This window comes from Vibrio sp. Of14-4, assembly GCF_022347625.1.
Taxonomy (GTDB): domain Bacteria; phylum Pseudomonadota; class Gammaproteobacteria; order Enterobacterales; family Vibrionaceae; genus Vibrio; species Vibrio pristinus.
Genome location: NZ_JAKRGI010000010.1, coordinates 65,796 through 81,501, shown reverse-complemented (window position 1 = coordinate 81,501; position 15,706 = coordinate 65,796). Strand labels below are relative to the sequence as shown.

Below are 15,706 nucleotides of genomic sequence, written 5' to 3'. Positions count from 1 at the left end.
GACAGTGTGCTCTCAACTTATAGACGGTAACAATGAATCGGCTGAGAATGCGTCACACATCCGTTTGTGCCATGGTTGCGAGCTTCCTATCAACCTTACCCTTTTGGAGAAAGGCAAAAGTGCATACTGCCCTCGATGTGGCACACATTTATATCGAGGAGGCTCCCCCTCTCTCTCCGGTAATCTAGCGTTGGCCATCGCGTGCCTTTTGCTTTATTTTCCGTCACATTTTTTTCCTTTCATAAGCATCCGGTTGTTCGGTGTTATGATACCGGCCACCTTACCATCAGGTATTTATACTTTGTTTAACGAGGGGTTTATTTTCCTTTCTTTACTCATATTTTTCTGCAGTTCTATTGCTCCATTTTTGCTATGTGTTTCTGTTGTTACCGCTCATATAGGATTGAAAAGCAAACAGTTTAAGCTTTTAAAATACTCTTTATATACTATTAGACATCTCAAAACTTGGGTAATGATCGACGTGTTTCTTGTAAGTATCGCGATCTCTTGCTTTAAACTCCAAGACCATTCGGATATCTATCTTGGCACCGGTTTATATGGCTTTATCATGTTACAATGTATGACACTGTTACTCGTCACACGAGTCGGTATCCATAGTTACTGGGAAAAATATAAACCGGAACGAGATTATCATTTTAAAATGCGAGAACTTCACTGTCTCCATTGCCACCTTTCACAACCTTATAGCGACGTTTGTACACGCTGCAAAAAGCCTATTTTTCGTCGTAAACCGCATTCCATCAAAACAACTTGGGCATACATAGTCGCGGCAAGTATTGCAATTTTCCCCGCAAATTTGATACCCATATCCATTCTAATAACCAATGGACGACGCATCGAAGATACTATCTTTTCAGGGGTTGCATCACTAGTAAAAAGTGGTATGTGGGGAATCGCTTTGATCATTTTCGTTGCTAGCATAGCAGTTCCAGTAATAAAAATTTTGGGTCTCAGCTATCTACTCATTTCAATTCAGTTCAAAAGACACTTACTCCGGCGCCAAAGAATGGCTATTTATTTCATTATCAAATGGATAGGAAGGTGGTCAATGATGGATCTCTTTGTGATTTGCATTATGATGGCAGTCATTGATCGTGGCCAAATTCTCGACTTTAGCCCAGGCTTTGGCGCGGTTGCATTTGGCTTCGTCGTTTTACTAACTATGTTTGCCACAGAAAGCCTCGACCCCCGACTTATTTGGGATGAAGGTTCGATGAAGTCTGAAACAGACCGAAGAGAAGAAATATCAAATGGCTAATTCAACTCAAAATTCGCCTTCGTACTCACCTGATGTCAAACGCAACAAAGGTATGTCACCTTTGTGGTTACTCCCAATCCTAGCGTTGATCTTGTCCGGTTGGTTAGTATTAAAGGCGATAAATGATGCAGGGGAACGTATTCAGATACATTTCTCGGATGCACAAGGCTTGGTTGCAGGTCGAACTACAATACGTTATCACGGACTCGAAGTAGGTATGGTTCGAGACATCAAACTATCAGACGACCTTAGCAACATTTACGTAGAGGCTGATATCTATCCCGAGGCAACGAAACTTCTCTCGCAGGATACCTTGTTTTGGATGGTCAAACCAACCGCAAGTTTATCTGGTATCTCTGGCCTAGACGCACTGGTCTCTGGTAATTATATTGCTATTCAACCTGGCGATGAATCGTCTGAGCCGCAAACAGAGTTCACCGCTTTAGAACGTCCCCCTGCCGATATTCGTGCACCAAGTGGCCTCAATATTACCCTGCGGGCTGATGACTTAGGGGGAATATCTATTGGATCGCAAATTGTTTATAGAAAGATTCCTATCGGAGAAGTATACAGCTATCAATTAGATGGTAATGAAAAAAATGTTCTCATCCATGCGTCAATTCAAGACGAGTACAGAAGTATTATTACCGATGAAAGCCGCTTTTGGAATGTCAGTGGTTTAGGTGCAACCCTCGGGGTTCAGGGGGTTGACCTCAAATTAGATAGCTTGAGTTCTTTGATTGGAGGTTCAATAGCTGTTGACTCTCCTGATGGAGGGGAGCCCGTTTCAGACAACAGTCGATTTAGACTTTATCCCGATCTTAAGACTGCTGGTCGAGGAATACCAATAAAAATAACACTACCAGATGATAATAAGATAAGCCCTGCTGGTGCACCTATCATGTATCGCGGTATCGCCATTGGGCAAATCACTGACTTACAATTCAGTAACGGAAGAAAGGATATTGTTGCGCTTGCCGCCATTGAGCCTGTGTTTTCCGATATGTTAACTACTGGTAGTCACTTTATTTTAGAAGAAGCGAAAGTATCGCTCTCTGGCATCGAGAATGTGACCAACTTGTTAAAGGGCAACTATTTAACACTAATTGCAGGAAAAGGAGAGAAATCCCGCTATTTTACCGCTCTTAAAAAAGACGAATTTCATCAGAAACAACCAAATTCGACCTTTATTACACTGATAGCAGAAAGTTCTTTTGGGCTGGAAGTTGGGGTCAATGTTCTTTTCAAAGGTATATCGGTCGGTGAGGTTACGAAAGTCTCTTTAGTCAAAAACAAAGTTCACATCGCTCTTCATATCGACAGCGACTACGCGTCACTTATAAAGTCAGAGAATCGATTCTATGTGACTGGTAGTGCTACTGCAGAACTTACGGAGTCCGGGCTAAATGTTTCAGTCCCTCCGGCAAAACAACTGCTAACTGGCTCGATCAGTTTTACCAGTGAAGGCACTCGCTCTTCGAAGAAACAGTACACGCTTTACCCTAGCCAGTCACTTGCTGAGCTGGCTCAATATAATGTTTCAGGCTCTGAGACTATCACATTATTTGCGGAGCAATTACCGCCGGTAAACAAAGGGAGCCCCCTACTCTATAAAAATCTCAAAGTCGGTCGTATCTCTGAATTCAATCTTGTGAAAAATGGTGTTGAAGTAAAAGTAAGTATAGAAAAACAATACAAACATTTATTAACTGAAAATGCTGTGTTTTGGAACTATTCTGGCGTAGAAGTCGACGCTGGTCTCCATGGTATCAACGTCAAGGCTGCTCCGCTAAAATCGCTTATACAAGGCAGCATCGCATTTGATTCAATTGCGGGGGTAGAAAATAAAAGTGGGGACAAATGGTTACTCTACGAAAATTTTAAAACTGCCAGAACATATGGCCGAATTATCACCCTAGTAGCCAAAGGCGAAAATCACATATCTAAGGGAACCAGTGTTAAATACAATGGTATAAAAGTGGGTGAAGCCGTATCTGTCACACCAGATTTTAAGCAAGAAACGATGACAATTAAACTCCGTTTACTGCCAGAGTACGCTGATACTCTCGCTAAAGAGGACAGCTATTTTTGGATTGCACAGCCGACTTTAGGGTTAAGCGGGGTTAAAAACTTACAAAATTTCTGGGCTCCAGCAATCAATGTGAAGCCAGGAAGCGGAAAAGCCACATTCAAGTTTAATCTTCATAAGCAACCTTCAGATAGTGACGGAATAGCATTTACGCTTCAGAGCGAAACACTAGGCGCAATCACTATTGGTACCCCTATTCTTTTTCGGGAAATGGAAGTGGGAAGGGTGATTCAGGTAGGTCTCGGTGAATTCGCTGATCGAGTGGTATCTACGATTTCAATATCTCCTCAATATGCTTATCTGATAAGAAAAAATAGTGTTTTTTGGAATACTTCTGGTGTTGATGTATCTATTGGCCTAGGTGGGGCCAATATAAAAGCAGGTACAATCGATAGTATTATTAAAGGTGGCATAACCTTCTCTACACCGGATAATGTCCCTCTTCAGCCGATAGCCGAGAGTGGCCAATCTTTCTTTTTAAACTCAACTCCTGAAGAGTCATGGAAAATGTGGCGAATGCCCATACCAAAGCCATAGAATCAAAAACGCAGTGTTAAAAGCTGCGTTTTTTTGGTTTAATTCGTTATCATTTTTACTATTTTGTGCACGAGATATTACTTTGCATCAAAACACTTATTTACCTGAAGAATTCTTACGCGAAATGCAGGCTATTATGCCTAGCGGGCATGATGTTTCCGACTTTGCAGCCGCTTGCAGGCGTCCACTTCGTAAAAGCATACGTGTTAATACGCTAAAAATTTCTGTCGATGCGTTCTCTCAACGTGCATCTGATAAAGGCTGGCAGTTATCACCCATTCCATGGTGTGATGAGGGCTTTTGGATTGACGCTGATGAATCTATTACACCGCTGGGTAATACTGCTGAACATATGTGCGGTCTATTTTATATTCAAGAAGCCAGCTCAATGATGCCTGTATCAGCTCTGTTCAACAATCTAGAAGATGAATGTCGTACCATTCTAGATATGGCTGCAGCGCCTGGCTCTAAAACCACACAGATTGCAGCAAAGATGAACAATGAAGGCGTGCTTGTCGCAAACGAGTTTTCATCCAGCCGCGTTAAAGTTCTGCATGCCAATATTGAGCGATGTGGTGTACGTAATTCTGCTCTTAGCAACTATGATGGTCGTGTGTTTGGGGGATGGCTGCCAGAAAGCTTCGGCGCCGTTCTTATTGATGCTCCATGCTCTGGCGAAGGGACGGTACGTAAAGACCCTGATGCGATGAAAAACTGGAGCAAAGAGGCAGTATTAACCATATCTCAGACCCAGAAAGATTTAATCGAAAGCGCCTTTCATGCATTAAAACCAGGTGGAGTAATGGTTTACTCGACTTGTACACTCAGTGTCGAAGAAAACCAACAAGTTTGTCTTCACTTGAAGAATACATTCCCTGATTTAGTCTCTTTTGAATCCCTATCCTCGTTGTTTTCGGGTGCAGACAAAGCGATTACCGAACATGGATTCTTACATGTATTCCCACAAACCTATGATTGCGAGGGGTTCTTTGTAGCCAAAATCAAAAAGCTTGGAAGAACAACACCCCCTAATGTAAAAAAACGCCTAGGAAAATTTCCATTTGAAAAAGCATCCAACAAGATAAAACAAGAGGTTGCCCATAAACTTTATAAAAGTTTGAGTATTAAACTTCCCTCCCAATCAGATATATGGCTCAGAGATAAAGATGTCTGGTTATTCCCGAGTGCTCTGGAAGAGTTTATCGGCGAATTTAGGTTTTCAAGAATGGGAATTAAGATAGCTGAGTCTCACAAAAACGGCTATCGATGGCATCACCAAGTAGCAACCACCCTAGCATCAGGGGAAGAACCTAACTGTATTGAATTGACGATTCCTGAAGCCAGAGACTGGTTCATGGGAAGAGATGTTAGACCGGAAAATCAATCAGGTAAAGGAGAGGCCATTATCAAACTTGGCGATGACGTAATAGGCCTCGGAAAATGGGTCGGAAATCGATTGAAGAATGGGTTGCCAAGAGAGCTTGTACGCGATAAAAACCTATTTTAACTTGTTCTTACCCACTAGGTTGTATCCAAAACCTAGTGGGTCTCTCTGTAAAACGCTAGGTTAAGAAATCAGGCGAATTCCTTGCTCTTCAATGGTAATTTTTCCTTGTTTATACAACCCACCGATGGTTTTCTTAAACGTTCCTTTACTTGTTCGAAACGTCGAAAAGATACTTTCGGGCGACGACTTGTCGTTTAAAGGCAAAAAGCCCCCTTTCTTTTCGAGTACATCAAGGATCTTTTCACTCAAATCATCCATTTTGGCAACCCCTACTTTCTGTAAAGTAAGGTCAATTTTCCCATCTTCTCGAACATCTTTGATGTATCCTTTTAACCGCTTCCCAACGAACAACTTACCAAAAACATCAGATTTGAAAATCATACCCCAATGTTGACCTTCAACAATAGCTTTAAAACCCAGATCACTTCGCTCAGCGATGATCAAATCAACTTGTTGATTGCGTTGATAGTTGGCTGGTGTTTTATCTAACCACTTATTAAATTTAGTGGTTCCAACAATACGACCTGAAGCCTTATCGGTATAGACATACACTAGAATGTTTTGCCCTGCTGAAAATCGAGTTCGCTGCTCACTAAATGGAATGAGTAGATCTTTGTCTTTAATCCCCCAATCAGCAAATGCTCCGATACTACTGACACCTTCTATTTTCATCAGCCCAAACTCTCCTACTTGGGCTATCGGCGATTCAGTGGTCGCTACAAGTTGATTGTCCGAATCAAAGTACAAAAAAACATCTATGAATTGACCAATTTCAGCACCTGATGGAGCAAATTTGTTTGGCAGTAAGCTCGTACCGTAATCACCTGCATCAAGAAATAGTCCGAAATCTGTTTTTTTGACGATTTCCAAGTGATTTATCTGTCCAACTTTAATCATTTCAATGGTCTCTTACTAAATTTGAGGTCATTATAGCGAAACTCTGTTATGCTTTCGCGAGATAAAGAGAATTTTTTCAGGAGTATATTCTTTGATCACCGTTGATAAGCAGGACGGCATCACTCTTAAAATTTCCCATTCAATGGCTTCATCAAAAAAGTCAGACCTTGACCTCTATTTTTTCGTTCCGGGAGAACTAGGTTTAACACCTAATGTGCTTAAGGAAAATGAAATTTATTATGAATCCATTATACAGAAACGTGCTTATTTCAGTGACAAAACACTCTTACCTTTAGTGCATAGCCGGCTTGCAAAACGAGGCAGACTTTCCTCAACCCAATATCGTGTCAGTATTAGTTTGTTCGCTTATCAATATGTTATAGCTCTGGACAATGCCGTTAATGAGCTCAACAAGCACAATAGTGAGGCCGTTACTACAGAAGAAGTGGATGAAGTGATAGAGCTTGCTCTAGACATTTTAAAAAAACTTAGGCGGAGTATTCCGTATGAAGAAAGTCAAAAGCGTTACTATGCGAATATAGATAACTATTTATCATGGTACACAGGCCAACGCTTTATGTCTTTGATTGCACACATGCCACGAGAAGCCGACTATAAAACAATCAAAGAAAGATTGCTCGCCATTGTAGAAAAGGAAGCAGCACACCGAAAACTAAACAATTATAATTCGAAAAATGTACGTGACGACGTAACAAGACTAAGTAATAAAATGCGTCTGCTTCGCCGTTTGATTGAACACCCAGTCGTTTTAAAAGCAAAAACCCAGTCACTAGGTAAAAACATGAAACGTGTTGTTAAGGGCTCTGCAACCGGCTTTGTCATGGTGTTCGTTACTATTACAGCAATCTTAGCCAGAGACTACTGGGGGGAAATAACCGTCTCTTTCATTATTTGGATGTCTTTTGTGTATGCGCTTCGTGAAATATTTAAAGATGACCTTCGAGACGTGTTATGGCGGTGGATCAGAAAAGGACGCCCAAAATGGAGAAAGTATTATCTCGATCCCACCACAAACAAAGCCGTTGGTCAGAAGTTAGAATGGTTAGACTATAGAAGCTTGCAAAAGCTGCCTGACCGGATACAGACCATACGTAAGAAGCGAGTGGTGCAAAGAGAAGAGCAGGTGCTTCACTATAGAAGCGAAACTGAAATGTCTACGTCCAAGTTTATGAGTGGTTACGAAGAAACACGTGAGTCCATGATGCTCAGCATGCGCCCTTTGATGCGACTTATGGATAAAGGCTCAAACAAAGTTTACACCCTCAACAACAATCAGGTGAGTAAAGAGGCGGTTGAAAAACGGCATTTAATTAATCTAATTGCGAAAGAAGATAATCATAATGACGAACCGACTTATTACCGATGGAAAATAGTCTTAAACAGAAACAAAATTGTCGCAATTGAGCAAGTGGATCTCGACACACCTACCCTGCCACTTTCTTCAACGACAGAGTAAGAAGAAATTCCGCCATAGGCTCATCACCATGCAGCTTGGGGCAAATGGCGGTTATTTTAACCTGTTGATTGACTCGTTGGCCTGTTGCAATTGTCTCATCTAACATTGCGTCAATTAACTCTCCATCATGACATAAAAAGTGTACATCACTCTCTGGCCTTTTAAGAAACTGTCCATCTACTGCTTTGAATGCCAATGAAACTTTATGCCCTCTTGACTGCGCTTTGCTCATTGCCATAAAACCGCCAGCGACATCAGCCCCCACGGCTAAGACGCCAAAATACATACTGTTGAGATGATTTCTCGTTTTTCTCTTAAGCGGTATTTTTATTTCTACGCTTTTTTCATTGAGCTGCAATATTTTTGGACCACAAAGCCATATGAGCGGAACTTTGAAAAACCCAAACATTTTGAGATAGATATTGGCTTTATCGAGAGAAGAAATCATGCAGCTGGTCCGATGTCATGTTGTACTCCACTTAGTTGATAACGAATCCGAACCAATGTCAACAAGATGTTAATATTACGTATCATAATGATGAACTGAGCGCAGCAGGCCTTATGCGGAGCAGCACAACTTCAAGAATATTATGCTAAAGGTTTATTAGTCATGCTGTTTCCGTTATCTTTAACCCTTCGCGATAAAAATAATAGGCGAGTTTATGCCAATTAAAACCGATGAGTTAAGAACCCAACCATTAGGCCCAATGCCAACACCAGCAGAGCTTGGGAGCGCACATCCAATTACTGGAGATGTCGCAGAACGCGTTGCTAAATCTCGCCAGCAGATCGAACAGATTTTGACAGGTCAGGACAAGCGATTATTGGTAGTTGTGGGGCCTTGTTCAGTACACGACACACATGCAGCCCTTGACTATGCCAAGCGTTTAGCAGAGGTTAAAGAAGAGTACCAAGACGAGTTGTTTATCGTTATGCGTACTTACTTTGAAAAGCCACGCACTGTTGTAGGATGGAAGGGCCTTATTACAGATCCAAATTTGGATGGCTCATATGCTTTAGAGACTGGGCTTAACAAAGCACGTAAGCTTCTACTCGACATAAATAAGCTTGGGTTAGCAACTGCGACTGAGTTCCTTGATATGATTACAGGCCAGTACATAGCTGATTTAATCTCTTGGGGAGCTATTGGTGCGCGGACCACAGAATCTCAGATACACAGAGAAATGGCCTCCGCGTTATCTTGCCCTGTAGGGTTTAAGAATGGGACTAATGGCAACGTAAAAATATCTATCGATGCTATCCGAGCATCTCAAGCTTCTCATTACTTTTACTCGCCGGATAAAAACGGGCGTATGACAGTATACCGTACTAGTGGAAATCCATATGGGCATGTAATTCTGAGAGGTGGTGATGACGGTCCTAACTATGATAGCGATTCTGTAAACTCAGCATGCCAACAATTAGCAAGCTTCAATCTTCCAGCTCGTCTTGTCGTTGACTTCAGCCATGCCAACTGTTTAAAGCAACATAAGAGACAATTAGACGTCACAAAAGATATTTGTGATCAGATTCTATCTGGTAAAGACCAAATTGCTGGTATCATGGCCGAAAGCTTTATTGTTGAAGGCAACCAGTCCATGAAAGACATAGATAACTTGGTATACGGCCAGTCTATTACAGACCCATGTTTAAGCTGGGAAGACACAGTCAAGATGCTGGATTTGCTGGCGAATGCCGTTAAATCACGTGGATAAACATAGAGGAATAAGTAATGCCATCTTTTGATATAGTATCTGAAATCGACACTGTTGAGCTTAGAAATGCAGTCGATAATGCCTCTCGCGAATTATCTACGCGTTTTGATTTTCGAGGTGTCGAGGCCTCGTTTGAAATGCAAAAAGATGAATCGGTAAGGCTAAATGCCGAAGGTGATTTTCAACTTAAACAGATGCGAGATATTTTACGTTCTCACCTTACTAAAAGAGGTGTTGATGTTAATGCTATGGAAGCCAAAGATGAGGAAGCGTCGGGCAAAAAGTGGCATCAAATTGTTATGTTCAAACAGGGAATCGAAGCTCCCATGGCCAAAAAAGTCGTTAAAGCGATTAAAGATGCCAAACTTAAAGTACAAGCGTCTATTCAAGGTGAGAAAGTACGTATTACAGGAAAGAAAAGAGACGACCTTCAAGCTACGATAGCTATGATTCGAGACGCGGATCTCGGCCAACCTTTTCAGTACGAAAACTTCAGAGACTAAATACAACCAATTGAGAACACTCCAAGTGCCTAGCGAAGTGCTTGGAGTGTTAGCCTTCATACGCTACCCGGTCGAATATGTAGATCCCCATTAATAAGAAGTTTATAGTCAATTGCTTCAGAAGGAATAAATACAACAACACGCATATTCTGTTTTCGTCCAATAACTAGCCTCTCAGATAGATCAACTTCGTTCTCATACATATGTCTCTCGGCATCTCTTCGACTCAGCTCTAGGAACTCATCAGGACAAAGAGGACTATACAGAACTTGTTCCGATTGCTGCATCAAGCGCAATGCTTTTATCGGCAGCAACTCGACATCATTGCCAAACTCTACCCACGTAATAGACCCTTGAAATTGAATTTCACTGTCTAAGAGTTTGGAATATTCAGCTTCTAATTGGAAACGTTCTGTTGCATTTTGAACATTGGTACGGGCAAAAAACACTTCCCAGAATTTACGTCGGAGGTCAACTGCAGGTAGACGCTGTTTAATATCTCCTCTTTTCGACAAGCCAAAGTCTGCTAACAAAGATAGGTTGAATGCCAAACTTGATTCTAGCTGCTCTCTAATATTGCGAATAAGAACAGGCGATGCTCCTCCGCTTGATATAGCAATCTGAATTCTGCCACGAGTAATCATTGAAGGTGTAATAAAGTCACAATAAGGCTGATCATCGACGACGTTAACCAAAATCCCCAACGCTTTGGCATCATCATAAACTCGGTGATTAAGTTCAGGGTTATCCGTTGTGGCCCACACTTGAAGGTATTTCTTATCCAGTATTTTTTTAGAGTAGAAATTTTGAATCCAGTGGCATTCATTACGCTCAACTAAACGTTGTAAATATAGGTCAATTTGTGGAGAAACAATGGATACATTTGCACCTGCACGAATTAGGCTGTCAACCTTGCGACAAGCTACTTCACCCCCTCCTACTACCAAAATCGGTCTGTCTCTGAGATTCATGAACAGTGGAAAATATTGCATTTCTATCCTTAGGCAAACTTACAAGCTATTACACAAGATACTATCAAAAATGTGATACATAAATACAGAGATTACTTAACAGTGCAATAGATAGTGCTAGATACCGTCGAAAATGCAACGTTATTAATTGCCAGTATCCCGTATGGTAAAATTTATTACTGTTAAATTCGTATATTGGCAACATTGTTTACCTTTGAACTATTAATGTGAAGTTTCACACTACACCGAGTTGATTAATATTTAATCATTAAATTAGGTCTGAGATAAGTAACTTCACAGAATAATCTCTTTTAAATGATATATTTGAGAATTTACCAATCCTTACCTATTCTTATAAATGGTTGATTTATATACAAGTCGTTTTTTTAGATGATTTGACAATAACCATTGATAAACAACACATTTTCATTCGTTGTGATAAGTGGTACCTAATTAACATGGATCATACAGGAAGGATTCAAATGGCAAACAAACTCACATTTATTGCTTCATTAGTAGCGGCTTCGACTGCTCTGATGTCTACGGGCGTCTCTGCTGCAGATACTACCCTAGCCAAAGTGACGAAACAGGGTTTCCTAACTTGTGGTGTCAGTACAGGTTTACCTGGGTTTTCTAACCCTAACTCAAAAGGCGAATGGGAAGGTATTGACGTGGAGTATTGTCAAGCATTAGCCGCCGCCGTTCTTGGCGACAAGAAAAAGGTCAAATATGTCCCTTTAACCGCTAAGGAACGCTTTACTGCCCTTCAGTCTGGTGAGATTGATGTTTTATCACGCAACACCACGTGGACATTACACCGAGATACCGCGCTTGGCCTCAATTTTGTTGGCGTCAATTACTACGATGGTCAGGGTTTTATGGTGAAAAAAGATCTGGGCATCAAAAGTGCGAAAGAGCTCAATGGCGCGTCAGTGTGTGTTCAATCTGGTACAACAACCGAGCTTAATCTAGCAGACTATTTTAGAAATAGTGGAATGTCGTATAAGCCAGTTGTTTTTGATACCGCTGCACAAACTTCTAAGGGTTTTGATGCTGGTCGTTGCGATGTATTAACGACCGACCAATCAGGGCTTTATGCGCTGCGTCTAAACCTTCAAGATCCAGCTTCTGCCATGGTTTTACCCGAAATTATTTCGAAAGAACCACTAGGTCCAGTAGTGCGCCAAGGTGATGACCAGTGGTTCAACATTGGTAAATGGACTTTGGCAGCTATGATTAATGCTGAGGAGTATGGCATTACATCCAAGAATGCAGAAGAAATGTTAAAGTCAAAAGACCCTAACGTTAAAAGGATCTTGGGTATTGAAGGGCCAAAAGGAAAAGGTCTTGGCATACGTGACGACTGGGGGTATCAAATTGTAAAACAGGTCGGGAATTACGGAGAAAGCTTCGAACGCACTGTTGGTAGCGGCTCCCCACTGCAAATTTCTCGTGGTGTTAATGCGCTGTGGAATGCAGGTGGGTTCATGTACGCACCGCCAATTCGCTAGTAGGCAACCAAAATGGGCGGTACTGCCGCCCTTTTTATAACCAAGGGATTGAGGCCATAGCTAAATGAAACATACTAATGCCAATGAGCCTAGCGCGCAAAGCCAGAATTCGAAAACTAACCTTTTTTATAACCCCACATTTCGGTCAGTCGTTTTTCAGATCATCGCCATCATCGCGTTGTTTTTTTTCTTTTACACAATCGTTAACAATGCTCTTACCAATCTTGAAGCCCGTGGTATCGCGACAGGGTTTGGCTTCCTAACTCAGGAAGCTGGATTTGGGATAGGTTTGTCACTGATTGAGTACAACGAAACTTTCTCATATGGTCGTACTTTCGTTGTCGGGCTTTTGAATACCGCCCTAGTCTCTGTACTCGGAATCATTTTAGCCACAGTGATTGGCTTTATTATGGGCATTGCCCGTTTATCCTCTAATTGGTTAGTAAGCCGTTTGGCGGCCGTCTACATAGAAATTTTTCGCAATGTGCCACTACTGTTACAAATATTCTTTTGGTATTTCGCAGTACTTCAAGCACTGCCTTCCGCTAGACAAAGTCTCAGCCTTGGAGAAGCAATATTTTTAAATGTACGCGGCCTATATTTTCCGGCCCCTGTGTTCGAACAAGGTGCATCCATTGTCGGAATCTGCTTTGCTCTGGGGATAGCTAGCTGCCTTTTCATCAATATTTGGGCAAATAACAAACAAAAATTAACAGGGCAACAGACCCCGATGGGTCGTATCGTGTTTGGGTTAGTTTTTGTATTTCCTGTCGCTGTGTACTTTCTTATGGGCTCCCCTATTTCAGCAGATTATCCGAAGCTACAAGGGTTCAATTTTCAAGGAGGAATAAGTATTATCCCTGAATTAGCCGCGCTTCTGCTAGCTTTAAGTATTTACACCGCCTCGTTTATCGCTGAAATAGTTCGTTCGGGAATTAATGCCGTCAGTCATGGTCAAACAGAAGCCGCCATGTCTCTTGGCCTTCCCCGTTCCAGAACGCTTAAACTCGTCATCGTACCGCAAGCACTGAGAATCATCATACCGCCATTAACCAGCCAATACCTTAACCTTACCAAAAACTCATCATTGGCGATGGCGATTGGCTACCCCGATTTAGTGTCAGTATTCGCAGGGACAACCCTCAACCAGACAGGACAAGCGATAGAAATCATTGCTATGACTATGGCAGTCTATTTATCGCTCAGCCTACTGACATCTGCGCTGATGAATATTTATAACCGTAAAGTTGCTTTGGTGGAGAGATGATATGAAGATACATCAATTTCAGCCAGATTTACCACCTCCTGCCAATACTGTGGGGCCAATAGGGTGGATGCGAAAAAATCTATTCAATGGTCCGGTGAATTCTATAGTTACTTTGATTCTCGCTTACATCGCGATCTCCCTCATTTGGAACATTTTCAATTGGGCAATTTTACAAGCCGATTGGATAGGCTCGACTCGAGATGACTGCTCTCGAGAAGGTGCTTGCTGGGTGTTTATCAGCGTGCGTTGGGAGCAATTTATGTATGGCTTCTATCCTCAAGAGGAGTTATGGCGTCCGCGTTTATTTTACGCAACCCTAACCATCTTCACTGTTCTGCTCGCTTATGAAAAAACGCCTAAACGACTATGGATATGGTTGTTTTTTGTTAACATTTATCCCTTTATCATTGCCGCCCTACTGTACGGCGGCGTATTTGGACTTGAGGTCGTTGATACTCATAAATGGGGTGGGCTTTTAGTCACACTTATCATTGCGTTGGTGGGGATTGTTGTATCATTACCCATTGGAGTTGGTTTGGCCCTTGGCCGGCGGTCAGAGATGCCTATCATTCGAAGTATTTGTACTGTTTACATTGAAATTTGGCGTGGTGTTCCTCTTATTACAGTGCTCTTCATGGCGTCTGTCATGTTGCCACTATTTCTTGCTCAGGGCTCAGAAACAGACAAACTCATACGTGCTCTGATAGGGGTAGTCATGTTTAGTGCGGCGTATATGGCAGAGGTAGTCAGAGGTGGGTTACAGGCCATACCGAAAGGCCAATACGAAGCAGCTGACGCTCTCGGACTCAGTTATTGGAAAAAAATGGGCTTGATCGTATTGCCTCAAGCATTGAAAATCACGATCCCCTCGATAGTGAACACTTTTATTGGCCTCTTCAAAGACACCAGTTTAGTTCTCATTATTGGAATGTTTGATGTATTGGGTATAGGACAAGCAGCCAATACTGATCCACAATGGTTGGGGTTTGCGACTGAAAGTTATGTTTTTGTCGCATTGGTTTTCTGGATATTTTGTTTTGGCATGTCTCGATACTCCATTTGGCTGGAAAACAAACTCCATACTGGCCATAAACGATAATTTAATGCTCAAGGATATGTTATGACACAGCAGGGTTTGATGATTGAGATTAAGGACATGAACAAGTGGTACGGGGAGTTTCACGTACTCAAAAACATTAATCTTAGTGTTAAAAAAGGCGAAAAAATCGTGATATGTGGTCCCTCAGGGTCAGGAAAATCTACAATGATTCGGTGTATCAATCGACTTGAAGAACATCAGAAAGGCCAAATTATTGTATCAGGAAACGAACTCACCGAAGATCTGAAAAATATTGAAGCCGTACGCAGAGAAGTCGGTATGTGTTTTCAACACTTCAATCTATTCCCTCACCTCACCGTACTCGAAAACTGCACTTTAGCACCTATCTGGGTCAAAAAAATGCCAAAAGATGAGGCTAAACAAGTCGCTATGAAGTACCTCGAGCGAGTAAAAATTCCAGATCAAGCAGAGAAATACCCTGGTCAGCTCTCCGGTGGACAGCAACAACGCGTGGCGATTGCGCGATCATTATGTATGAGCCCACAAGTTATGCTATTCGACGAACCCACTTCGGCACTCGATCCAGAAATGGTTCGCGAGGTGCTTGACGTTATGGTTGAATTAGCAGAAGAAGGTATGACTATGCTATGTGTCACTCATGAAATGGGGTTTGCTAAAGAAGTTGCTGATCGCGTTATCTTCATGGATGCTGGTGAGATCATTGAAGAAAATAACCCAGTTGATTTCTTTGAGAACCCTCAATCTGATCGTACTCAAAACTTTTTGGCCCAGATTCTAAGTCATTAGTGTTGTTTGAAAAATTAGAGCATAGGTTGGTGTGGTTCTCATATAAATCAATCTGTTATATTGTGTTACATCTTTCTTGATACATT

At 41.8% G+C, this 15,706-nt stretch carries 13 protein-coding genes; 10 read left to right on the top strand and 3 right to left on the bottom strand.

The window, feature by feature from the left end:
- Nucleotides 1-19: 19 nt before the first annotated feature.
- From MHN79_RS11355 to rsmF, 3 genes are all read left to right on the top strand, one after another.
- On the top strand, nucleotides 20-1,279 hold the full coding sequence (locus MHN79_RS11355) for a paraquat-inducible protein A (protein WP_239173121.1): 1,260 nt from the start codon (nucleotides 20-22) through the stop codon (nucleotides 1,277-1,279).
- Nucleotides 1,272-3,905 (top strand): MlaD family protein, encoded by a 2,634-nt coding sequence (locus tag MHN79_RS11350; RefSeq protein ID WP_239172989.1) that lies wholly within the window; start codon nucleotides 1,272-1,274, stop codon nucleotides 3,903-3,905. Before MHN79_RS11355 ends, MHN79_RS11350 begins: the two co-directional genes overlap by 8 nt.
- An 82-nt stretch (nucleotides 3,906-3,987) precedes the next feature.
- On the top strand, nucleotides 3,988-5,412 hold the full coding sequence (rsmF, locus tag MHN79_RS11345; protein ID WP_239172988.1) for a 16S rRNA (cytosine(1407)-C(5))-methyltransferase RsmF: 1,425 nt from the start codon (nucleotides 3,988-3,990) through the stop codon (nucleotides 5,410-5,412).
- A 60-nt stretch (nucleotides 5,413-5,472) separates the two neighbouring features.
- Here rsmF and MHN79_RS11340 read toward each other — a convergent pair whose 3' ends face one another.
- Nucleotides 5,473-6,309 (bottom strand): S1-like domain-containing RNA-binding protein, encoded by an 837-nt coding sequence (locus MHN79_RS11340; RefSeq protein WP_239172987.1) that lies wholly within the window; start codon nucleotides 6,307-6,309, stop codon nucleotides 5,473-5,475.
- Nucleotides 6,310-6,400: 91 nt separating this feature from the next.
- Here MHN79_RS11340 and MHN79_RS11335 point away from each other — a divergent pair, with 91 nt between their 5' ends.
- Nucleotides 6,401-7,786: a hypothetical protein gene (locus tag MHN79_RS11335; RefSeq protein ID WP_239172986.1), complete on the top strand. Its 1,386-nt coding sequence runs from the start codon at nucleotides 6,401-6,403 to the stop codon at nucleotides 7,784-7,786.
- Here the strand turns inward: MHN79_RS11335 and MHN79_RS11330 are convergent.
- Nucleotides 7,755-8,234: a DUF4442 domain-containing protein gene (locus MHN79_RS11330; protein WP_114785748.1), complete on the bottom strand. Its 480-nt coding sequence runs from the start codon at nucleotides 8,232-8,234 to the stop codon at nucleotides 7,755-7,757. The two genes, MHN79_RS11335 and MHN79_RS11330, sit on opposite strands and share 32 nt — an antisense overlap.
- A 214-nt stretch (nucleotides 8,235-8,448) precedes the next feature.
- Between MHN79_RS11330 and MHN79_RS11325 the strand changes: the two genes are divergently transcribed.
- Together MHN79_RS11325 and MHN79_RS11320 are read left to right on the top strand one after the other, a co-directional pair.
- Complete coding sequence (locus tag MHN79_RS11325; protein WP_239172985.1) at nucleotides 8,449-9,501, top strand: 3-deoxy-7-phosphoheptulonate synthase; 1,053 nt, start codon at nucleotides 8,449-8,451, stop codon at nucleotides 9,499-9,501.
- A gap of 17 nt (nucleotides 9,502-9,518) precedes the next feature.
- Entirely contained in the window at nucleotides 9,519-10,004 is a 486-nt protein-coding gene (locus MHN79_RS11320) for a YajQ family cyclic di-GMP-binding protein (RefSeq protein ID WP_239172984.1), read from the top strand.
- 56 nt (nucleotides 10,005-10,060) lie between these two features.
- On the opposite strand, the gene MHN79_RS11315 is transcribed toward MHN79_RS11320, so the two are convergent.
- Nucleotides 10,061-10,996, bottom strand: a complete 936-nt coding sequence (locus MHN79_RS11315) for a bifunctional precorrin-2 dehydrogenase/sirohydrochlorin ferrochelatase (RefSeq protein WP_239172983.1) — start codon at nucleotides 10,994-10,996, stop codon at nucleotides 10,061-10,063.
- A 461-nt stretch (nucleotides 10,997-11,457) separates the two neighbouring features.
- Here MHN79_RS11315 and MHN79_RS11310 point away from each other — a divergent pair, with 461 nt between their 5' ends.
- From MHN79_RS11310 to MHN79_RS11295, 4 genes are all read left to right on the top strand, one after another.
- Nucleotides 11,458-12,486 (top strand): amino acid ABC transporter substrate-binding protein, encoded by a 1,029-nt coding sequence (locus MHN79_RS11310; protein WP_239172982.1) that lies wholly within the window; start codon nucleotides 11,458-11,460, stop codon nucleotides 12,484-12,486.
- Nucleotides 12,487-12,550: 64 nt separating this feature from the next.
- Nucleotides 12,551-13,753, top strand: coding sequence for an amino acid ABC transporter permease (locus MHN79_RS11305; protein WP_239172981.1), 1,203 nt, complete (start codon nucleotides 12,551-12,553; stop codon nucleotides 13,751-13,753).
- 1 nt (nucleotide 13,754) lies between these two features.
- Nucleotides 13,755-14,852: an amino acid ABC transporter permease gene (locus MHN79_RS11300; protein WP_239172980.1), complete on the top strand. Its 1,098-nt coding sequence runs from the start codon at nucleotides 13,755-13,757 to the stop codon at nucleotides 14,850-14,852.
- A gap of 21 nt (nucleotides 14,853-14,873) precedes the next feature.
- Nucleotides 14,874-15,620, top strand: a complete 747-nt coding sequence (locus MHN79_RS11295; protein ID WP_239172979.1) for an amino acid ABC transporter ATP-binding protein — start codon at nucleotides 14,874-14,876, stop codon at nucleotides 15,618-15,620.
- Nucleotides 15,621-15,706 lie beyond the last annotated feature (86 nt).